17 protein-coding genes and 1 tRNA gene are annotated in these 19,963 nt (G+C 68.7%); 10 read left to right on the top strand and 8 right to left on the bottom strand.

The genetic code is table 11. The features are described 5' to 3' along the window. Positions 1 to 127: 127 nt before the first annotated feature. Complete coding sequence (gene hmgA, locus J0X25_RS28950; RefSeq protein WP_207287387.1) at positions 128 to 1,354, bottom strand: hydroxymethylglutaryl-CoA reductase (NADPH); 1,227 nt, start codon at positions 1,352 to 1,354, stop codon at positions 128 to 130. 54 nt (positions 1,355 to 1,408) lie between these two features. After that, positions 1,409 to 1,792, bottom strand: a complete 384-nt coding sequence (locus J0X25_RS28945) for a hypothetical protein (protein WP_207287386.1) — start codon at positions 1,790 to 1,792, stop codon at positions 1,409 to 1,411. Positions 1,793 to 2,088: 296 nt separating this feature from the next. Here J0X25_RS28945 and J0X25_RS28940 point away from each other — a divergent pair, with 296 nt between their 5' ends. The 4 genes from J0X25_RS28940 (at position 2,089) to J0X25_RS28925 (ending at position 5,890) form a co-directional block, all read left to right on the top strand. Next, entirely contained in the window at positions 2,089 to 3,690 is a 1,602-nt protein-coding gene (locus tag J0X25_RS28940; protein WP_207287384.1) for an amidohydrolase, read from the top strand. 95 nt (positions 3,691 to 3,785) lie between these two features. Beyond that, positions 3,786 to 4,445, top strand: coding sequence for a helix-turn-helix domain-containing protein (locus J0X25_RS28935; protein WP_207287383.1), 660 nt, complete (start codon positions 3,786 to 3,788; stop codon positions 4,443 to 4,445). A 65-nt stretch (positions 4,446 to 4,510) separates the two neighbouring features. Further along, the gene (locus tag J0X25_RS28930) at positions 4,511 to 4,873 is read left to right on the top strand and encodes a HalOD1 output domain-containing protein (protein WP_207287381.1); all 363 of its coding nucleotides are present in this window, start codon (positions 4,511 to 4,513) and stop codon (positions 4,871 to 4,873) included. A gap of 36 nt (positions 4,874 to 4,909) precedes the next feature. Then, positions 4,910 to 5,890 carry an LLM class flavin-dependent oxidoreductase gene (locus J0X25_RS28925; RefSeq protein WP_207287379.1) on the top strand — a complete coding sequence of 327 codons (981 nt, stop codon included), beginning with the start codon at positions 4,910 to 4,912 and terminating at the stop codon, positions 5,888 to 5,890. Positions 5,891 to 5,969: 79 nt separating this feature from the next. Here J0X25_RS28925 and gfo6 read toward each other — a convergent pair whose 3' ends face one another. Continuing rightward, entirely contained in the window at positions 5,970 to 7,040 is a 1,071-nt protein-coding gene (gene gfo6, locus J0X25_RS28920; RefSeq protein ID WP_207287372.1) for a D-xylose 1-dehydrogenase Gfo6, read from the bottom strand. Positions 7,041 to 7,244: 204 nt separating this feature from the next. Here gfo6 and nadA point away from each other — a divergent pair, with 204 nt between their 5' ends. The 5 genes from nadA to J0X25_RS28895 all read left to right on the top strand — a co-directional run bounded on the left by nadA (position 7,245) and on the right by J0X25_RS28895 (position 12,877). Continuing rightward, positions 7,245 to 8,378 carry a quinolinate synthase NadA gene (gene nadA, locus J0X25_RS28915; RefSeq protein WP_207287371.1) on the top strand — a complete coding sequence of 378 codons (1,134 nt, stop codon included), beginning with the start codon at positions 7,245 to 7,247 and terminating at the stop codon, positions 8,376 to 8,378. 7 nt (positions 8,379 to 8,385) lie between these two features. Further along, complete coding sequence (locus tag J0X25_RS28910; protein ID WP_207287369.1) at positions 8,386 to 9,918, top strand: L-aspartate oxidase; 1,533 nt, start codon at positions 8,386 to 8,388, stop codon at positions 9,916 to 9,918. 147 nt (positions 9,919 to 10,065) lie between these two features. Next, on the top strand, positions 10,066 to 11,223 hold the full coding sequence (locus J0X25_RS28905; RefSeq protein ID WP_207287367.1) for an MFS transporter: 1,158 nt from the start codon (positions 10,066 to 10,068) through the stop codon (positions 11,221 to 11,223). A gap of 107 nt (positions 11,224 to 11,330) precedes the next feature. Next, positions 11,331 to 12,146, top strand: coding sequence for a carboxylating nicotinate-nucleotide diphosphorylase (gene nadC / locus J0X25_RS28900; protein WP_207287365.1), 816 nt, complete (start codon positions 11,331 to 11,333; stop codon positions 12,144 to 12,146). 50 nt (positions 12,147 to 12,196) lie between these two features. Then, positions 12,197 to 12,877, top strand: a complete 681-nt coding sequence (locus J0X25_RS28895) for an RNA 2'-phosphotransferase (RefSeq protein ID WP_207287364.1) — start codon at positions 12,197 to 12,199, stop codon at positions 12,875 to 12,877. On the opposite strand, the gene J0X25_RS28890 is transcribed toward J0X25_RS28895, so the two are convergent. Continuing rightward, the gene (locus J0X25_RS28890; protein WP_207287362.1) at positions 12,878 to 13,738 is read right to left on the bottom strand and encodes a hypothetical protein; all 861 of its coding nucleotides are present in this window, start codon (positions 13,736 to 13,738) and stop codon (positions 12,878 to 12,880) included. Between the two features lie 273 nt (positions 13,739 to 14,011). On the opposite strand from J0X25_RS28890, the gene J0X25_RS28885 reads away from it, so the two are divergent. Next, positions 14,012 to 14,467 carry a hypothetical protein gene (locus J0X25_RS28885; RefSeq protein ID WP_207287360.1) on the top strand — a complete coding sequence of 152 codons (456 nt, stop codon included), beginning with the start codon at positions 14,012 to 14,014 and terminating at the stop codon, positions 14,465 to 14,467. Positions 14,468 to 14,688: 221 nt separating this feature from the next. Here J0X25_RS28885 and J0X25_RS28880 read toward each other — a convergent pair. From J0X25_RS28880 to J0X25_RS28865, 4 genes are all read right to left on the bottom strand, one after another. After that, positions 14,689 to 14,772: transfer RNA gene (locus J0X25_RS28880), tRNA-Leu, on the bottom strand. A 165-nt stretch (positions 14,773 to 14,937) separates the two neighbouring features. Next, complete coding sequence (locus tag J0X25_RS28875) at positions 14,938 to 15,276, bottom strand: ferredoxin (protein ID WP_207287358.1); 339 nt, start codon at positions 15,274 to 15,276, stop codon at positions 14,938 to 14,940. 67 nt (positions 15,277 to 15,343) lie between these two features. Beyond that, complete coding sequence (locus J0X25_RS28870) at positions 15,344 to 16,300, bottom strand: oxidoreductase (RefSeq protein WP_207287357.1); 957 nt, start codon at positions 16,298 to 16,300, stop codon at positions 15,344 to 15,346. Positions 16,301 to 16,376: 76 nt separating this feature from the next. Then, positions 16,377 to 19,880 carry a PAS domain S-box protein gene (locus J0X25_RS28865; protein WP_207287355.1) on the bottom strand — a complete coding sequence of 1,168 codons (3,504 nt, stop codon included), beginning with the start codon at positions 19,878 to 19,880 and terminating at the stop codon, positions 16,377 to 16,379. Positions 19,881 to 19,963 lie beyond the last annotated feature (83 nt).

The following is a 19,963-nucleotide window of genomic DNA, read 5'->3' as shown; positions in this document are numbered from 1 at the left end:
ACGTCGCGGCCGTATTAATTACTGTCGGGATGTTCGAACGGGCAACGAGGAGCGCCACAGCGGTCGTCACCGACCGGCCGGAAATCGTCTCTCCCGGAACGGATTTCCACCTCGGGAGGTCGGACGGCTAGCGCCCGAGGTCCTCGTGGGCGCTCGCGAGGTGTCGCGAGGAGAGCGCCCCGAGCAGGGAGAGTTCGCCGGCCAGCGCGCCGACGGCGATGATCTCGGCGAGCGCGTCGGCGTTCGACCCCGGCGGATCGCCGCCGCCGCGGAGGCCGAGGACCTCGAGCGCCTCGGACTGCGTCGGCAGTTTCGTGCCGCCGCCGACGGTGCCGACCTCGAGCGAGGCCAGCGAGACGCTGGCGTAGAGGTCGGTGGTGCCGTCCTCGCGCTCGCGAGCGTCCATGGTCGTAATCGTATTTGCGGCCTCGACGACCTGGGCCTCGTCCTGGCCGGTCGCGAGGAAGGCCGCGGCGACGACGTTCGCGGCGTGGGCGTTGAACCCTAAACTGCCCGCCTTGGCGCTCCCGGTGAGGTTCTTGCGGGTGTTCGCCTCCGCGATGGCCTCGGGAGTGGTGTGCAGTCGGTCCTCGACGAGTTCGCCGGGGATCACGGCGTCGGCGGTGACGGAGCGCCCGCGGCCCTCGACGGCGTTGATGGCGGCGGGTTTCTTGTCCGAGCAGAGGTTGCCCGAGAGCGCGACGAGCGAGGCGGGAGTCTCGCGTTCGACGATCTCGCAGGCCTCGCCGGTCGCGATGGTGGCCATGTTCATCCCCATCGCGTCCTTGGTGTCGTAGGCGAAGCGCAGGTAAACGGAGTCGCCGACGACGTACGGTTCGACGTCGAGCAGTTCGCCGTGGCTCGTGGTGGACTCGGCGGCTTCGGCCAGCGCCTCGGTGTTGTCGTTGACCCACTCGACGGTCTCGGCGGCCTCCGCGACGCCCTCGACGCGAAACACCGGGGCGCGGGTCATCCCGTTTTTCGTCACGCGGGCGTCCGCGCCGCCCGCGGAGCGAATGACGCCCAGCCCGCGGTTGACCGAGGCGAGCAGGGCGCCCTCGGTCGTCGCCAGCGGCAGGTAGTGCTCGCCGTCGGCCGCGCCGCCCGCGACGTCGACGGGGCCGACGACGCCCATCGGCACCTGCGCGGCGCCGATCATGTTCTCGATGTTCGGCTCCGCGGCTGCCGCGGGGAAGGTGTAGTCGCCGATCGCCTCGAGTTCCGTCCCGGTCTCGCGCTCGAGCAACAGCCGGCGGGCCCTGGCCGCGGTGTCGTTGTCGGCGTGGTCCTCGAGTTCGTGCAGGCGAAGGTCGCCCTCGCGTACTCGTTCGGCGAGGTCCTCGGGGTCGGTCATGCGTGGGTCGAGACGGCGGGGCGTCCTAACAGTTGCTGATTTTCTCGCTCGCGGTCACACTCCCGGCGCGGTTCCCTCGCTCGAGGAGCGATACCACGTGACGAGTTCGTACCAGACGAGCCCCAGGACCGAACAGGCGCCGGCGCCCGCGATCAGCAGGTATCGAATCCCGGTGGCCTCGCCGGCGAAGGCGACCGCGAGGACCGCCGTGCCGACCGCCGCGAACTGGATGCGAGCGCGCGGGGGTACCTCGTCGTCGGTCGCGGCGAGGTACAACTGGGGCGCGACGATCGCCACGCCGGAGAAGACGACGAAGGCGAGGACCGGATACTCGCGGAGCCCGACCCCCAACTGGCGTTCGGCGACGACCGAACCGGTCAGGACGAAGACGAACGCCAGTAGCGAGCCGAAGACGATGCGGCCGTCGCGGTCGATCATATCGGGTCGGTCCACGAGCGGGCAGGTTAACCTTGTGCCACATTGCACGCTCGGCGTACTCGAGTCGGCCGGCCGACGACCGGGACACCGCCGACCGCCGGTCGGCCAGACCCCCGGGTATCCAGCAGGCGGACGATCCACCAGGTATCCAGCAGGTAGACGATCCACGCAGATTCGGCCGGCCGGACGAACCACCCCGGGCGGGACTGAAAGGGGCTGTTCGCTCGTGCCGCAGGGCGAGCGGAGCAGGGGCTTTCGACCCAACTGTTTTGCGCCTCGCCGACGCTGACTTCCGCATGACCGACGCTGCCGACCTGTTGCTGACGAACGCGGCGGTCCACTCCCTCGCCGATCCCGATGTCGTTCACGAGGCGATCGCCGTGCGCGACGGCGAGATCGTCCGTCTGGGCGACGAGTACGGGATCGGATTTCTCGAGGGAGTCGAGACCGACGTGATCGACTGCGAGGGCCGGGTGGTCCTGCCCGGGTTCGTCGACGCGCACACGCACATGGAGCAACTGGGCCAGCACCTGGTTCACGCCGACCTCTCGAGCGCCGGGAGCGCGGCGGAGTGCGTGTCGCTGCTGGAAGCGCGGGCCGCGGAGACCGATCGCGAACGTGTCCTCGGGTTCGGCTACGACGAGAGCGAGTGGGACGACGGGCGTACGGAACCGCTCACGCGCGCGGACCTCGACCGCGTCAGCGAGGAGCGCCCCGTCGTCGCCATGCGAGTCGACCTCCACACCGCGTCGCTGAACTCGGTCGCCCTCGAGCGGTTCCGGGACGAGCTGCCCGACGACGACCTCCGCTATTCGAACGGTGAACCGAACGGCGTCGTCGTCGAGGACGCCGCGGAGGCCGTCCGGCGAGACCTGACGGCCGGCCGCGAGGAGATGCGCGAAGTCCTCGCGGCGGCGACGGCCCGCGCGGTCGAACTGGGGGTCACCGGGGTCCACGACAAGGTCCGGGGCTCGACGGCGCCGCGGGTCTACCGCGAGCTGGCCGCCGACGGCGACCTGCCGCTGCGCGTCAGGATCGACTACTGGAGCGATCACCTCGAGGCCCTGCGCGAGGTCGGACTGGGGACGAACGCGGGCGACGACCGCGTGCGAACGGGGGCGATCAAGTCCTTCTCCGACGGGAGTTTCGGGAGCCGGACGGCACGGCTCCGGGAGCCGTACGCGGATGCGGGCACGGACGAGCGCGAGGCCGACGGCGACGGCGACGACGAATCCGAAGCCGAATCCGGCGACGACCGCGGTCAGTGGGTCGTCGACCCCGACGACCTCGCCGCGCTCGTCGACCGCGCCGACGGCGCGGGCTATCAGGTCTGCGTCCACGCCATCGGCGACGAGGCGATCGAGGAGACGCTATCGGCGCTCGAGAATACCGCCAACCCTGGCGGCCGGCGCCACCGGATCGAGCACGCGGAACTGGCGACCGACGACCAACTCGAGCGCATGGCCGACGCGGGAATCGTCGCCTCGATGCAGCCGAACTTCCACCGCTGGGCCCGAGAGGGAGGGCTCTACGACCGGCGGCTGGGGCGGGAACGGCGGAATCGAACGAACCGGTTCCGCCGGGTGCTCGAGGCCGGCGCCCCGCTCGCCTTCGGCTCGGACTGCATGCCACTGGATCCGCTACTCGGGATTCACCACGCCGTCACCGCCCCGACCGACGCCCAGCGGCTGACGGTCACCGAGGCGCTGCGCGCCTACACGCGCGGCGCGGCCTCCGCCGGGTTCGACGAGGATCGACTCGGCACCCTCGAGGTCGGCAAACGCGCGGATCTGGTGGTGCTCGAAGAGTCGCCGTGGGAGGAGTCCGATCGAATCGACGAGATCGACGTCGCGACGACGATCGTCGACGGCGAGATCGTCTACGACGGCCGCGAGTGATCGCGAGGAGGCCGGACGGGGCGCCCGGTCGCGGCGACGGCTCCCCCCGGACGGCCGCTCCAAGCTTCTTGGCAACGGCTAGCAAAGGATCCCACATGAGCGAGACGCGGGTCATCGCCGAAATCACGCTCGTTCACCCGGAGCTCGTGCTCACGCCGACGATCCAGGCGATCCCCGAGATGACCACCGACCTCGAGTACCAGACGATCGCGGGGCCCGGGGAGTACTACCTCTTCTTCGAGGCCTACGGCGGCGACTTCGACGAGTTCGACCGCGTCGTCGCCGACGATCCGACCGTTTCGGAACCGTCGGTCGTCATCGACGGCGGCGAGTTCCGCGTCTACCGCATGCGGCTGACCTCGGCGGAACGGCTGGTGCTACCGCGCGCCGCCGAACTCGGGATGCGGGTCCTCCACGCCACGAACGGCCGCGGCGGCTGGGTCGCGACCCTCGAGGTGCCGGCGCTCGAGGCGCTGCGGGAGTTTCGAGAGCACTGCCGGGCGAAGGACGTCTCGTTTACCGTCGAGCGGCTCTACCACGCCGAGGACGCCGACTACGAGGCGGGGCAGGGGTACGGCCTGACGCCGGTCCAGCGGGAGACGCTCGTCACCGCCTACGAGCGGGGCTACTTCGAGGATCCGCGAGACGCTTCGGTCGAGGACCTCGCGGACGCGCTCGGCGTCTCATCCTCGGCGGTCAGCGGTCGCCTCCGTCGGGGCCTGGGGGCGCTGATCGAGCACACGGTGATTCGCTGACGCGCTTATAAAACCGGGCATATACCGTCCGCCCCTTCAACCCGCCGGCGAGCCTACTGTGTGTAATGAACGGCCTCCGCTCCGAACGCCCGTCTCCGCCCGCTCACCGCGCCCACTTCGACCCGACCGGCTCCGGCCAGCTCTCGAGTGCGATCGTTCGCGCGATCGTGACCGCCACGGACCGGTCTCCGGGGCAACTCACGCCGCTGTACGAAGCGATCGATCCCGACGCCCTCGAGCGACTGCTCGAGCACGCGGCCACCTCGACGGTCGACGCGGCGGCGTTCGGCCTCGAGTTCAGCGTCGACGACCTCGAGGTCGTCGTCACCGGCGACGGCGGGATTTCGGTGTACGACTGCGGCGACGACCCCGAACCGGATGAGGGCACCGGGTCCGAGAGCGGCGTCGAGTTCGAGTACGAACAGTAACGCGATTTTTTCTCGCTGGATCCCGTCGTCTGGTGCATGGACGTCGGACTCATGGTGACATCGTTCGGCGACGTCGAGCTAGCCGACGTCGCCGTTCGGGCGGAAGAACTGGCCTACGACGCCGTCTGGGTCGGCGAGCTCTGGGGCGAGAGCGGCGTCGTTCAGCTGACCGAGATGGCCTGTCGGACCGAGGCGATCGAACTGGGGAGCGCGATCCTGAACGTCTACTCGCGGTCGCCGGCCGTCCTCGCGATGACCGCCGCGTCGCTGCAGCGGGCCGCGGACGGCCGGTTCACGCTCGGCGTCGGGACGAGCACGGCGAAAGCCGTCGAGGGCCTCCACGGGATGGCGTTCGATCGGCCCGTCCGTCGGGCCCACGAGACGATCGAACTCGTCCGCGAGTTCACGGCGGGCGACGGCCGGGTCGACTACGACGGCCAACTGCTCGAGGCCGCGGACTTCCCCGCGCTGGACGTGCCGCTCCCGATCTACCACGCGGGTCTCGGCCCCGCGAACCGTCGCGTCGTCGGCCGGCTCTGCGACGGCTGGATTCCGCACAACATCCCGTTTTCCGCGCTGGACGAGGCCTTCGAGGAGGTCGCGAGCGCGGCCCGCGAACGCGACCGCGACCCGGACGAGATCGAGATCGCCCCCTACGTCCCGTCGGCGGTCAACGAGGACCCCGACGAGGCACGCGAGACGCTGCGCCGTCACGTCGCCTACTACGTCGGCAGCGGCGAGGGGTACCGCCGAGCGGTCGCGATGGCGTACCCCGACCGCGCGGACCGGATCGCCGAGGCGTGGCGCGGCGGCGACAAACGCGGGGCCGCCGAGGCGGTCACCGACGCGATGATCGAGGATCTCGGCGTCGCCGGGACGCCCGACGAGGCCCGCGACCAGTTGCGAGCGCTCGTCGCCGAGACGGGGATCGACCACCCGATCGTCGTGGTTCCGGAACCGGCCTCGAGCGAGACGATCGAGTCGACGATCGAGGCGCTAGCGCCCGAGAAGTTGTAGCCACGCGGCGCCGCGGATCAGCGCCGCTCAGGGCGTCGATAGTCGGCCGAAGAAAACGGGTCGATCGTCGTCGATCCGTTCACTCGAGGTCGACCCGACATCCCGTCTCCGCGGACTCGTAGGCGGCCTCGATCGCGCGCAGGTCCGTCAGCCCGTCGGCACCGTCGGGTTCGGGCGTCGTTTCCGTCAGCACGCAGTAGCCGAAGTAGTCGAACTCCTCGCGGACCTCGTCGACCGGCGGCCCGGTGTACTCCATGCGGACGTCGCCGCTCTCGACGACCATCTCCTGTGGGACGACGCCGCCGAACGGGGACTCGACGTGGATCTTTCCCGAGGTGCCGACCAGCTCGAGCTGGCTGCTGGCATGGGCGTCGAAACTGGCCGTACACGAGGCCGTCGCGCCGGATTCGAACTCGAGTTGGAACGCCACGTGTTCGTCGACCGCGTCGAACGGCGGGCCGCTCGAGTGGGTCGTGGCGTAGACGCCCGCGAGGTCGTCCTCGAGGAGAAACCGGACCGTATTGAGCGGGTAGACCCCGAGATCGACCAGCGCGCCGCCGCCCGCGACGTCGGGGTCGAGACGCCAGCTATCGGGGCCGGCGTGCTCGAGCAGCGGATGCGAGAAGCCGCCGTGGACCTGCACGACGTCGCCGACGACGTCGCTCCGGACGAGTTCGCGGGCCCGGCGGATCGTCGGTTCGGTCTGGAGTCGATACGCGGTCATCAGCGTCACGCCGGCCGCCTCGCAGGCGTCGACGAGCTCCGCGGCCGTCTCGCGAGACGTCGCCAGCGGCTTCTCGCAGATGACGTGGTTGCCGCGCTCGGCGGCGGCGACGGCGTACTCGGCGTGGGTGGCGTTGGGCGTCGCGACGTAGACCGCGTCGTAGGTGTCCGCGTGGTCGCCCGCCAGAAACGAGTCGTAGTCGAGGACGTGCTGGACGTCGAACGACTCGGCGACCGTTCGCGTCCGGTCGGGCGATCCCGTCACGAGGGCCGTCGTCTCGCAGTAGTCGCCGTCGGCGATCCCCGGCAGCGCGCGATTCCGAGCGAATCCGCCGACGCCGACGACCGCGAGCCGCACCGTCCCGCCGGGCGGCTCCGTCTCCCAGTCCCGTCGCGTGAAGTTCGCGAGAGCCTCCTCGAGTGCCATACCGATTCTAGGTGCTCGAGCGAAAAGAGGCCAGTCACGGCTCGAGTGACCCTCTCGGTCGAGTACCTGTCGGCCCTCGAAAACAACCGGTCATTCGTTTTCGAACGTTGTATCCCTCGATGGTATTCCCCCAGTACGATGTTTCGAAGGGAAAATTTCTTCAATAGGGCCATGTGACGTAGAGTTACCCACAGGTGACGTGATATGGTCAAAATGGAAACGGCGGAGCTGGAGACCGATCTCAGTCTGTTCAAATACGACAACCTCGAGCAGTTGCCGCCCCGGTACCGGGACCTCGAGGCGGACGAACGGACCGACCGCATCGAGGCGGCGCTCGAGGAACTCGGCGACGACGTCGTGATCCTCGGACACAACTACCAGCGACGCGAGATCGTCGAGCACGCCGACTTCGTCGGCGACTCCTACCAGCTCTCGAAGGAGGCCGCCGAGGCCGACGCCGAGTACGTGATCTTCGGCGGCGTCACGTTCATGGCCGAGAGCGCGGACATCATCACCGACGACGAGCAGTCCGTGATCCTCCCGAGCATGGAGGCGTCGTGTCCGATGGCCGGAATGGCCGAGGCCTTACAGGTCGATAGCGCGTGGGCCGAAATAACGGCGGCCGCGCCCGACGCCGACATCGTCCCGATCACCTACATGAACTCCTACGCGGATCTGAAAGCGTTCTGTGCGAGCCAGGGCGGGCTCGTCTGCACGTCCTCGAACGCCCACGAGGCGTTCGAGTACGCCTTCGAGAAGGGGGACAAGATCCTGTTCCTCCCCGACAAGCACCTCGGGGAGAACACGGCCCACCGGCTCGGCATGGAAGACGAGATCACCGAGTGGGACCCGTGGGATCCAGAGGGCAAGGACGCCGACGAGGTCGCCGAGAGCGACATCGTCCTCTGGGACGGCTACTGCCAGGTCCACGAGCGGTTCCGCGAGGACCACATCGAGCAGATCCGGGCCGAACACGACGACGCGAAGGTCATCGTCCACCCCGAGTGCCGTCGCGAAGTCGTCGAAGCGGCCGACGTGGCCGGCTCGACGGCGACGATCTGCGAGACGGTCGCAAACGCTGACCCCGGGGAGACGTGGGCGATCGGCACCGAGATCCACCTCACGAATCACCTGCAGCGCTGGCACCCCGAGGTGAACGTCCTCCCGCTCTGCGGCGACGCCTGCATGGACTGCAACGCCATGCGCCAGATCGATCCGAACTACCTCACTTGGGTGCTCGAGGAACTCGTCGAGGGCCGCGAACGCAACGTGATCGAGGTCGCTCCCGAGGAGAAGGAACTCGCGGGCGTCGCGCTCGACCGCATGCTCGAGATCTGAGACAGCTATGACCGATACAACAGCAGACGCAGACGCAACGGCGGACCACGAAACCGCGGACGTCCTCGTCGTCGGCAGCGGCATCGCGGGCTGTGCAGCCGCCCTGTCGGCTGCACGGGAGGGAAGCGACGTGCTCCTGTTGACGAAGGCGACGAAACCCGACGACGCCAGCACCGACTGGGCGCAGGGCGGCATCTCGACCACTCGAGGCGACCCCGAGTCGCTCAAGCGAGACATCCTCGAGGCCAGCGACGGCACGGCCGATCCGGACGCGATCGACGTGCTGGTCGAGGACGCCGACGACGCCGTCGAAGACGTGTTACTCGACACGCTCGAGATCGAGTTCGACGAGACGAGCGAGGGCGAGTTCGACTACACCCGAGAGGCGGCCCACTCGAACTACCGCATCCTCCACGTCGACGCCGCGACGGGGACGCACATCCTCCGGCCGTTCCTGAACCACATCGACGACCACGCAAATATCGAGGTGCGACAGGATACCGCCGCGCTCGAGCTCATTACTCACGAGGGACGCGTCCACGGTGTAGTAACGGACGAAGCTCCCGAGGGCCACCCCGTCTTCGCCGGCGCGACGATCCTCGCGACCGGCGGCATCGGCGCGCTCTACGGCCGCTCGACCAATCCCGACGACGCGACCGGCGACGGCATCGCCATGGCCGCGCTCGCGGGGGCCGACGTCGAGGACCTCGAGTACGTGCAGTTCCACCCCACCGCGTACGCGGGCGAGGATCCGTTCCTCCTGTCGGAAGCGCTCCGCGGCGAGGGCGCCGTCCTCCGAAACGGAAACGGCGAGCGGTTCATGGAGGAGTACCACCCGCAGGGCGACCTCGCGCCCCGCGACGTCGTCGCCCGCGCCGTCGAGACCGAGCGCGAGGAGACCGGCGAGGTCGTGCTGGACGTGAGCACGCTCGAGGGCGAGGTCGCCGCGGAGTACCCCGCCATCGCCGAGAAGTGTCGCGACCGCGGGATCGAGGGCGACGAGATCCCCGTCGCGCCCTGCGAGCACTTCCTGTGTGGCGGGATCGCGGTCGACGAGAACGGGCGAACGTCGCTCGACCGACTGTACGCCGCCGGCGAGTGCGCCCGGACCGGCGTCCACGGCGCGAACCGGCTGGCGAGTACGAGCCTGCTCGAGGGCCTCGTCTGGGGCTTGCGGGCGGGTGCGGACGCCGTCGACGCTGCGGCCGAACCCGAAATCGTCGAGGCACCCGAACTCCGCGACAGCGACCCGGACCTGCCCGAGCGCTTCGCCGCCGAGAAGTTTACCCGGCTGAAGCGGACGATGGACGAGTATCTGGGCCTCGAGCGCGACCCGGACGAAATCGCCCGCGCGAGCGCCGTCCTCCGGCGGCTCAAGGGCGAGGTCGACGCCTACGTTCGCACGCGGACGGCTCGAGACCTCTACGAACTCCGGAACGCCAGCGTCGTCGCCCTGCTGATCGCACGGGCGGCCAGCGAGAACACCGAGTCGACGGGCTGTCACTACGTCGTCGAGGACGAGCGACCGGCTCGGGCCTGACATCGCGGTCGCGCAGGCCGCCGTCGATGGCGACCGACGACTCCGAGACCGGTACGACGAGTGCGTCGCCGACGCGCGGTGCGGTACCGTACGGCGCAGGACGTTTCGCTTCGAAACGTTTGAGACCACCTGTCGGAAATCACGAGCGTGGCCCGCGCCCGACTCTTCGCCTCCCTCTGTGGACTCGTCTTCTTCGTCAACCTCGCCAGAATCGTCTTCGCGCCCCTGCTGGACGTGTTCATCGTCGAGTTCGGGATCGGCGAGGGGACCGCCGGACTCATCGTGACGCTCGCGTGGATCGGAAGCGCCTCCCCGCGGCTGCCGACCGGATGGCTGCTCACGAAGGTACCGAGACACCACGTCGTGGTCGGCTCCGGAACGATCCTCGCGGTCGCCTCGGGACTCGCCGCGACCGCGACGACGGTTCGCCACCTCATGATCGGCGCGTTCCTCATGGGAATCGCCTCCGGCGTCTACTTCGTCTCGGCGAATCCGCTGTTGAGCGAACTGTATCCGTCCCGGGTCGGCCGCGTCATGGGGATCCACGGGGCGGCCAACCAGATCGCCGCGGTGATCGCCGCCCCGTTCGTCGCGCTCGCGCTCGTCGTCGACTGGCGGCTCTCACTGTGGGCGATCGCCGTCGGCGCGGCGGCCGTGACGGGCTACGCGTGGTACGCCGCGAGCGGTGTCGAGATGCCCGAGGCGGGGAGCGCCGACCGCGAGTTCGTCGCCGGCGCGCTCTCGGAGTGGCGGATCATCCTCACGGCGCTGGCGGTCGTCGGCGCCGTCTCGTTCGTCTGGCAGGGAGTCTTCAACTTCTACGAACTGTACATGCAGTCGAAGGGGCTCTCCGATCGAGCGGCGGGAGCGATGCTCACGATCGTCTTCGCCGCCGGCGTGCCGGCGTTTTTCGTCGGCGGCAACCTGGCCGACAGGTTCCCCCATGTTCCGCTGCTGCTCGGCATCGTCGGCACCTTCGCCGCGTGCCTGCTCGCGCTCACCGTCGTCGACGGCTTGGTCGCGCTGGTCGCGCTCTCCGCGGTCGTCGGCTTCGTCATCCACACGCTGTTTCCGGCCACCGACACGTACCTCCTCGACACGTTGCCGGATTCGACGCGGGGCAGCGCCTACGCCGTGTTCAGTTCCGCGTGGATGCTGACGCAAGCCGTCGGGTCGTCGGTCCTGGGCGCCGTCCTCGAGCGCGGCTACGCCTACGACGCGGTGTTCGCCGCCGCCGCGCTCTGCCTCGGCGCTGCGGTCGTCGCCCTCGTCGCCCTCGAGCGAACGGGCCGACTCGCGAGTTGACGGGCGAACAGACCGAGAGTCACAGTGCGGCGACGGCGGCTGGCGATGGCGGATTCGAACGCGCGGTAAACGGGTCGTTTTTCTGCCGAGCGCTCGCAGAGGCCCGTATGATCACCGACGCGCAGGTCGAACGCTGGCTCCACGAGGACGTCGGCCACCACGACGTGACGAATCAGGTGCCCGGCGAGACGACGGGGCGACTCGTCGCCACGAAATCGGGCGTCGTCGCCGGCCTCGAGGCAGCAACGAGCGTCTTCGACTACCTCGGCGTCGAGACCCGCGAGCGGCTCGAGGACGGCACTGCGATCGAACCGGGTGACGAGGTCCTCCGCGTTGACGGAGCCGCACGCGAGGTCCTGCGGGGCGAGCGCGTCGCCGTCAACCTCGCCGGCCACGCGTCGGGAATCGCCACGCGAACGAACGAGGTGGTCGAACGAGCCCGCACCGAATCGGAGGACGTCCGCATCGCCGCGACCCGCAAGACCACCCCCGGCCTCCGGGGTCTCGAGAAACGCGCCGTCGTCGCGGGCGGGGGAGATACCCACCGGCTCGACCTCTCGCACATGGTAATGGTCAAGGACAACCACATCGCCGAAATGGGGCTCGAGGGCGCGGTCGAGCACTTCCGGGAGCGAACGTCGTTCGCGACGAAACTCGACGTCGAGGTCGAGACGGTCGACGACGCGCCGCGGGCCGCCGAAGCGGGCGCGGATATCGTCCTGCTCGATAACATGACCCCCCAGGAGACTCGCGAGGCCGTCGAGTCGCTCGCCGACTACGACGGCGTCCTCGCGGAGGCCAGCGGCGGGATCACGCTCGAGACCGTCGCCGACTACGCCGCGACCGGCGTCGACGCGATCTCGATGGGGTCGCTGACCCACTCGGCACCGACGCTGGATCTGTCGTTCCGAACGGGCGACTGACGGACGGAGGTACCGAGCAGTTGTTTTCGCTCGAGCGAGACCAGTCGACCGTGACGAATCCGATTCGAACCTGCACGGACCACGGGCCGTTCTCGAGCGCCGACGGTCGGTGTCCTATCTGTGACGCGCGCGGCGAGCGACTGCTGTCCGGCGATCGGCGGCGCAGGCTCTCGACGTTCGTGAGCGGCGCGCTCCGACACTTCCCCGGGGATGTCGGCCTCGAACTCGACGAACGCGGCTGGGTCGAGTACGAGAACTTGGTCGACGCGGTCGAGCGGAACTACGACTGGGCGGAGCCGAGCCACGTCGCGGCGGTGATCGCGACCGATCCGAAGGGGCGGTTCGAGCGGACCGCCGAGGAGTCAGACGGGACGGACGACGGTCGCGTGCGGGCGTCGTACGGCCACTCCGTCGACGTCGACCTCGAGAGCGAGGCGCTTTGCGCCTCGGATGTGCCCGACGAACTGTACCACGGCACCGCACCGGCGAACCTGTCCTCGATCCGCGAGGAGGGGCTGCAGCCGATGTCCCGGCAACACGTCCACCTCTCCGGGACGCGCGAGGCGGCCCGGCAGGTGGGAGAGCGCCACGCGAGCGCCCCCGTCGTTCTCGCCGTCGACGCCGCGGCGATGCTCGCGGACGGTCGTCGGATCACGAAACGCGGCCGAGAGACGTACACGACGGACGACGTCCCGCCCGACTACATCCGCTTCCCCGGGAGCGAGCGCTGACTACGAGACGAGCGACGCCAGTCCGACCACGGCGCCGAGGTACGCGCCCATCCCGGCGGCGACGCCGACGAGCACGACGAGCCGTCGTTTCGCACGGATCAGGATGCCGGCGCCCAGTCCGTCGGCCTCGTCAGACGACGGGACCGACGCCAGTCTGGACGCCGCAGTGGCGCCGATCAGGCCGGCGAGGGCGAGCCCGATCGCACCGAGATCAGACGCCAGCGGTCCCCGTATCGCGTGATAGCCGAGCGCGAATCCGGGCCCGACGACCGTCACCCCGAGACCGACGACGATCACCGCGCCGCGGGCGTACTGGCTGCGGCGGTCGGCGAGCGTTCCGTCGGCGCCGGTCGGAAGCGCCAGTCCGGCGGCCTCGAGCGCGGCCCGAACGCGTTCCCGGTCCGCGTCGTGGACCTCGAACGCCGTCGGTTCCGAGAGGTTCACGCCAGGGGAGGAAACGGTGACGACGGTCGTTCCGGGGAGCGAGATCGCGCCGACCGAGTCGACACGCTCGAGGTCGATCGTCGGGGTCGCGCCGAGCGCGGAGAGCAACGGGTGGTCGGTCTCGACGCCGACCTGCTCGATCTCGAGTCGGCGAGCGTCGGGGTCGAGCGCGTACTCCGTCCGCGCGGCGCCGGCGGACGTGAACCAGACGAACAAGATGGCGACGACCCACGCGACGGCGGCGAACCGGAGGGCGGGTTGGCCGACGGCGACGACGATTCCGGTGACGGCGAGGGGAGCGACGACGAAGAACGCGAGCAGTACCGACCACGGCATGCCGACGAGCGTCACCGCGACGCGGAGCGGGAACCGCGCGAGTCCGCGGTGATCCACGGTCCAGGTCGTTCGGTCGGTCATTAGTCGTACGTGATATCTGAATTACAAAATGCGTTGCGTCACGGCGATTGGCGAGGTTGGCACAGGTATCGGCCCGGCCTCGAGAGACGAACCGTCCGGTACTGTGCCAGCGCAGCATCGCTCGAGTGCGAGTCGAACGGAGTGGCGTATCCGCTCACCGTCGACCGCCTCCCGCGGCAGAATCCGTGGACCTCCGCGATCAATACGCCACCCCATACTTTCACCCCCTAAGTGATGGTTAGATATATATTCGTCTCGAATCATACGTCGAGTATGGAGTCTGCACGCGAAACCGACGCCACCAAGACGGACTCGTTCGAAGACGGACCGCTCACGCCGAGACGGATCGGCGCAGCCGCGGGCGCGATGGACGTCGTCGTCTTCACGGCGATCGGCTACGTCGTCTTCGACGACCTCGCGATCGGCGGAATCGCCGGTCTCATGGTCGGTATCGGCATCTACTGGTTCCATCCGCTGTCGATGGCGCGGGGAGAGGACGGTAAACTCGCGGATCTGGAACCGGCCGACGACCCCGGACACCTCCGGAGCTTCCACCGATTCGCCGCAGGCTACGCGCTCTCCGCCGCGGGCATCGCGTTGTTCGCGTCGGGGCTCCTCGAGATGGGACGTCCCGTCGGCCTCCTCGCAGCGCTCGGCGCGGCCGGCGTCGTGTATCTCGGCGCCGGGTTCGTGATGCCGAACGCACGGCTTCCGGAGTCCGGTCGCTGAACCTCGAGACCAACGATTCTAGCTCCAGAAGACGAGTAGGGTCACGACGACGGCGACCAGCAGGGACCGCGGGAGTGCATCGACCGGGGGGAACGGGTCGGCACGAGGCGAGGGAAGGGATTTGAACAACGCCCGAGAACCTGCTCGCGGTGCTCGCAGAACCTCGGTCTCATTCAAATCCCACGTCTTCACACTCGTCACTCACGGCTGTTCGTGACGAGTGCGAGGGAAGGGATTTGAACCCTCGGACCCCTACGGGAGCGGGTCTTAAGCCCACCGCCGTTGGCCTGCTTGGCTACCCTCGCGAGAAGTGCATTCGAGGATAGTCGTCCCCCCGGAATGTGCGTTTCGATGTTCGGGCCGATGAGACGTGGCACGTCCCCAGTTGCGACCGGGGATTCTCGAGGATAGCGTCCCACCCGAAATGTGGGATTCGGTGTGCGTTCGGTCGTGGTCCCGTTCCCGGATCGCTACCAATCGACGCTCAGCGTGCCGTCACCGTGGGGATCGGGGGCGATCTCCTCGTCGGTTCGGCGGTCGACGACGTGGATACAGCCGTCGTCTTTCTTCGCCGGGCAAACCTCCGCGGCGCGGACGTTGTGCTCGAGGTCCTCCTCGCCGAAGAAGTACTCGTTGGGCTGGGCCATGCCCGAGACGATGGACATCTCCCAGTTATCGCTGACCTCGGCGCACTTGCCCGCGCCGAAGCACTTGTTCGCCTCGAAGACGATCTTGTAGGGCTTCTCCTCGACCGGGGGCGCGTCGGACGACCCGACGTCGCTCGCACGCTGGATACCGTCGTCGCTCATTACGCGACGATTCGGCCGCGGCGCCTTTCGCGTTACGGTCGCCGCGATACCGGCCGTCGGCCCGAACTCACGTCGACGCCGACGCGTCCGCCTTCGGTTCCGGGAGATCGTACGTTACGTCGGTCAGCTCGCTCGAGACCGACCACAGTCGGCGCGCCGTCTCCTCGTCGTAGGAGCGATCGGAGGAGGCCTGGCGTTCGGGCGCGCCGCGCATGTTCGCGAGTCCGCCGGGACCGTAGTAGGCGCCGCCCTCAGCCTCGGACGACGTCGCGGCGTACAGCGTCGGCAGCGCGCCCATCTCGGCCGACTGGGCGACCACGGCGTTCAGCAGCTTCATCGCCGCCATTCGAAGCCGACTCTCCCGCTGTTCGGGCCCGCGGAACTGCAACTGCGTGTTCGCGTAACCCGGATGGACGGCCGTGCTCTCGGCGTTCAGTTCGGCGGTGAGGAACCGCCGCTCGAGTTCGTAGGCGAACAGCACGTTCGCCAGCTTCGACTGGGCGTAGGCGTCCCACTCGTCGTAGGACTCCTCGCCCTGGAGGTCGCCGAAGTCGATCTCGCCGCGCTCGTGGACGCCGCTCGAGACGGTGACGACCCGCGCCGGGTCGCCCTCGTCGGTCGTGAGATTCTCGAGCAGCAGTCCAGTGAGCGCGAAGTGGCCGAGGTGGTTGACGCCGAACTGGGTCTCGAACCCGTCCGCGGTCTCCGAGCGCGGGATCGCCATCACGCCGGCGTTGTTGAGCAGGACGTCGATCGACTCGTCCGCGAGGCGGTCGGCGAACGCGCGAACGGAGTCGAGGTCGGCCAGATCGCACGCCTCGACCCGGAGGTCGGCGTCGGGGACCTCCTCTCGGATCTCGTCGGCCGCGTCCTCGCCGCGCTCGGTGCTCCGGCAGGCCATGATCACCGTCGCGCCGTTGCGCGCGAGTTCGCGGCTCGCCTCGAGACCGATGCCGCTGTTGGCGCCCGTGACGACGACCGTCCGTCCGTGCTGATCGGGGACGTCTTCGGCAGTCCAGCCCATACGCTCGGGACGGACTCGCGGGAGTAAACGGATGGGATCGCCGTCGGATTCGCCGGTTCTCGGCGGTTCGGGGGTCCTACTCGTCTCCCGGAGCCGGCAGCGTCAGGAAGAACGTCGACCCCTCGCCGGGTTCGGACTCGACCCAGATCTCGCCGCCGTGGCGCTCGACGATCCGCTCGCACAGCGCCAGCCCGATCCCGGTGCCGGCGTACTCCTCGCGGCTGTGGAGGCGATCGAAGATCGTGAAGACGCGATCCTGATCCTCGGGGTCGATCCCGACCCCCTCGTCTTCGACCGAGAGCACCCACTCCTCGCCACCGTTCTCCGCGGCGTTGCCGCTTCGTTCCGAGGCGCGTGGCGCCTCGCATCGCTCGGCACCGACGTGCACCCGCGGCGGGTCGTCGCCGCTGTACGTGAGCGCGTTGCTCAACAGGTTCTGGAACACCTGCCGCACCTGACTGGCGTCGCCCTCGACGCGGGGGAGGTCCTCGATCGTGACCTCGGCGTCGGTCTCCTCGATCCGTACCCGCAGATCCGCCAGAACGTCCTCGAGCACGGCGTTCAGATCCATCGGCTCGAACGGGTCGCCACGGGTCTCGACTCGGGAGTACTCCAGCAAGCCGTCGATCATCTCGCGCATCCGGTCGGCGCCGTCGACCGCGAACTCGAGGAACTCCCGACCGTCCTCGTCGAAAGCGTCGGCGTACCGGTTCTCGAGCAGCGTGAGGTAGCTCGTGACCATCCGCAGCGGTTCCTGCAGGTCGTGGGAGGCGGCGTAGGCGAACCGCTCGAGGCGCTCGTTGGACTCCTCGAGTTTGCGCTCGTACTCCCGGCGCTCCGTGACGTCCTGGACCATGACCATGCCCGCGAAGATCTCGTCGTCCTCGTTTCGAACGGGGAGAGTGTGAGCCCAGACGTCCCGTCCGTGGGCCTGGTACTCGAACGTGTTCGCCTCGCCCTCGAGGGCGGCTCGGAAGTGCGGTTCGATCTCCGCGACGAGATCGTCCGGATACCGCTCCTCGAGGGTCGCACCGGCGACCTCGTCTTCCGAGATCTCGAGGTCGTCGAACGCCTCGCCGCCGACGACGATGTACTCGAGATTCTCGTCGTACAGCCCCACCGCGCCGGCGGGGAAGTTTTCGACGAGCGTCCGGTAGCGGCGCTCTGACTCCTCGAGTTGGCGCTCTCGCTTCTTCCGCTCGCTGATGTCCCGGGCGACGCCGACTCGGTGCCAGTCGCTGTCGTCTTCGGGCAACAATGCGAAGTTCGCTTCGACGGGAATCGTGTCGCCGTCGGCCGTCCGGAGTTCGGCCTCCATCGTCGGCCACTCGTCGTCGCTGTCCGCGGTCGCCTCGAGTTCGCCGACTCGCTCGAGGACGGCCGCGTCGGCGACGATCCGCGAGACGTGCTCGCCGACGAGTTCCGCCGGCTCGTAGCCGAGCATCGACGCGTAGGTCTCGTTGACCATCGTGAAGTGACCGTCCGCGTCGACGACGTAGACCCCGTCGTCGACCACCTCGACGATCGTCTCGTAGCGCTCGAGGTGTTTCTCGCGCTCGACTCGATCGCTGACGTCGCGGCCGATCCCGGCCAGCACAGTGTTGCCCCAGGGGTCCTCGAGCGTCGAAGCGTTGAACTCGAAGGGGATCACGTCGCCGTCCTTGGTTCGGAGCTCCAGTTCCGCACTGACCGACCCGGTCTCGAACCCGTCCAGAACCGCGTCGACGACGGCCTCCTGATCGTCGGCCGTAAAGAGCTCCGTCGTCGCTATCGCGTCGATTTCTTCGTCCGTGTAGCCGGTCACCTCGGTCACGCTCCGGTTCCACCGCCGTAGCGATCCGTCCTCGCCGACGACGTAGAACACGTCGTCGATGGCGTCGAGGATCGCGTCGACGTACTCCTTGTACTGTTCGAGGCGGCGCTCGCGTTCGCGCAGTTTCCGCTCGCGCTCCTTGCGCTCGGTGATCTCCTGGACCATGATCATGCCCCCGAAGATCTCGCCGTCGTCGTCCGCGACCGGAAGCGTGTACGCCATCCACTCCCGGCCGTGAAACGTCATCTCGAAGGCGTTCGTTTCGCCATCGAGCGCGGCCCGGAACCGGGGCTCCAACTGCTCGGCCTGTTCCGGCGAATACCGATCCCAGAGGGTCTTTCCGACGACGTCCTCCGCGGAGGCCCCGATCTCGTCGAAGGCCGCGCCGCCGGCGATCTGATACCGGAGGTCTTCGTCGAACAGCCCGACCGCACCGTTCGGGAAGTGTTCGATCAGCGTCCGGTAGCGCTGCTCGGACTCCTCGAGCTGGCGCTCGTACTCGTAGCGCTCGGTGACGTCCTGTGACATCCCCAGCGCGGCGAACACCTCGCCGTCGTCGTCGCGAACCGGGACGACGTGGATGTCGAAGACGCGCCCGTCGATGGTCGTCTCGAACGCGCTCGAATCGCCCTCGAGGGCGGCCTCGTAGCGCGGAACGAGTTCGTCCGCCAGCGCCGACGGAACGGCCTCGGCGACCGGCTTCCCCTCGATCTCGTCGGCCGTGGCGTCCGCCGTGTCCGTCGGGCTCCCGCCGACGGTCCGGTAGGTCAGATCTTCGTCGACGAGTGCGACGGCGCCGTTCGGGAAGTGTTCGACCAGCGTCCGGTAGCGCTGCTCGGACTCCTCGAGTTCGCGTTCGCGTTCCGTTCGTTCGGTGACGTCGCGATCCGAGACGATGACCGACGTGACCTCGCCCGCGTCGTCGGTCACGGGGCGGAACGCCCCCTCGAGCGTGTACCGCTGGCCGTCCGGTCGAGTGAGATCCGTTTCGAACTCGACGTACTCGCCGGCCGCCGCCCGCTCCGTCCACTCCTTGACGTCGTTCCGGACGTCGTCGCCCTCGCCCCACCACGGCGTCTCCCAGAAGAGTTCGCCGGTCACGTCCGCGAGGTCGGCGTCGATGTACTCCATGGCGGTCCCGTTGATGTCGACTACGGTTCCGTCGGGCTCGAGCAGCCCCACCAGAATGTTGGGATCCTCGAAAATCGCCTCGAACCGCCGTTCGGTTCGCTCGAGGTCGCGCCGCGTGCGGACGTTTTCGATCGCCGATCCGAGGACGTCCGCGACGCGCTCGAGGAAGTCGATGTCGGCGCCGGAAAACGAACGGCTCTCGACGGCGGACGCGCTCAGGACGCCCCACGGATCGTCGATCGGGCCGATGCGAACGGCGACGGCGCTGTCGACGTCGCGATCGGCGAGCAGTTCCGGGACTGAAACGCCCGACTCGTCGCTGCGGTCGACGACGACCGGCTCCTCGGCGCGAAGCGCGGCTCCCGCCAGCGAGGGCCGATCCGTACTGACGGTCGCCGACCCGACGCGGTCCGTCGACGGGCCGGCGCTCCCTCGCAGTACGGCCTCCGTACCGTCACCTCGTCGCTCGAAGACGGCACAGTACTCGACGTCGAGCGTCTCCGCGACGGCCGTCGCTGCGTTCCCGAGCAATCCCTCGAGGTCCTCCGTCTCGAGGGCCTGCTGGCTGAGGTCGGTGACGACCTCCTGTCGGCGAATCTGCGCGCGGTGGTCCGCGTCGGTGGACGACGATCCCATTCACCGATACACAGTAGCGCATCGGGTAAAACATCTTGGTCGGGAGCCACTCCGAAGGGAGCAGTCTCCGGCGGGTCATGCCG

The sequence above is a fragment of the Haloterrigena alkaliphila genome (genome assembly GCF_017352155.2).
In the GTDB taxonomy this organism is placed as follows: Archaea; Halobacteriota; Halobacteria; order Halobacteriales; family Natrialbaceae; genus Haloterrigena; species Haloterrigena alkaliphila.
This window is presented reverse-complemented; position numbering and strand designations above follow the sequence as displayed.

Bases quoted from the DNA above. Each gene is read 5' to 3' on its own strand.
- J0X25_RS28935 (WP_207287383.1), top strand. From the start codon at position 3,786: ATGAGCGAGACGCGGGTCATCGCCGAAATCACGCTCGTTCACCCGGAG.
- J0X25_RS28940 (WP_207287384.1), top strand. From the start codon at position 2,089: ATGACCGACGCTGCCGACCTGTTGCTGACGAACGCGGCGGTCCACTCC.
- J0X25_RS28910 (WP_207287369.1), top strand. From the start codon at position 8,386: ATGACCGATACAACAGCAGACGCAGACGCAACGGCGGACCACGAAACC.
- J0X25_RS28875 (WP_207287358.1), bottom strand. From the start codon at position 15,276: ATGAGCGACGACGGTATCCAGCGTGCGAGCGACGTCGGGTCGTCCGAC.
- J0X25_RS28890 (WP_207287362.1), bottom strand. From the start codon at position 13,738: ATGACCGACCGAACGACCTGGACCGTGGATCACCGCGGACTCGCGCGG.
- nadC (WP_207287365.1), top strand. From the start codon at position 11,331: ATGATCACCGACGCGCAGGTCGAACGCTGGCTCCACGAGGACGTCGGC.
- hmgA (WP_207287387.1), bottom strand. From the start codon at position 1,354: ATGACCGACCCCGAGGACCTCGCCGAACGAGTACGCGAGGGCGACCTT.
- J0X25_RS28925 (WP_207287379.1), top strand. From the start codon at position 4,910: ATGGACGTCGGACTCATGGTGACATCGTTCGGCGACGTCGAGCTAGCC.
- gfo6 (WP_207287372.1), bottom strand. From the start codon at position 7,040: ATGGCACTCGAGGAGGCTCTCGCGAACTTCACGCGACGGGACTGGGAG.
- J0X25_RS28885 (WP_207287360.1), top strand. From the start codon at position 14,012: ATGGAGTCTGCACGCGAAACCGACGCCACCAAGACGGACTCGTTCGAA.
- J0X25_RS28870 (WP_207287357.1), bottom strand. From the start codon at position 16,300: ATGGGCTGGACTGCCGAAGACGTCCCCGATCAGCACGGACGGACGGTC.
- J0X25_RS28930 (WP_207287381.1), top strand. From the start codon at position 4,511: ATGAACGGCCTCCGCTCCGAACGCCCGTCTCCGCCCGCTCACCGCGCC.
- nadA (WP_207287371.1), top strand. From the start codon at position 7,245: ATGGTCAAAATGGAAACGGCGGAGCTGGAGACCGATCTCAGTCTGTTC.
- J0X25_RS28945 (WP_207287386.1), bottom strand. From the start codon at position 1,792: ATGATCGACCGCGACGGCCGCATCGTCTTCGGCTCGCTACTGGCGTTC.
- J0X25_RS28865 (WP_207287355.1), bottom strand. From the start codon at position 19,880: ATGGGATCGTCGTCCACCGACGCGGACCACCGCGCGCAGATTCGCCGA.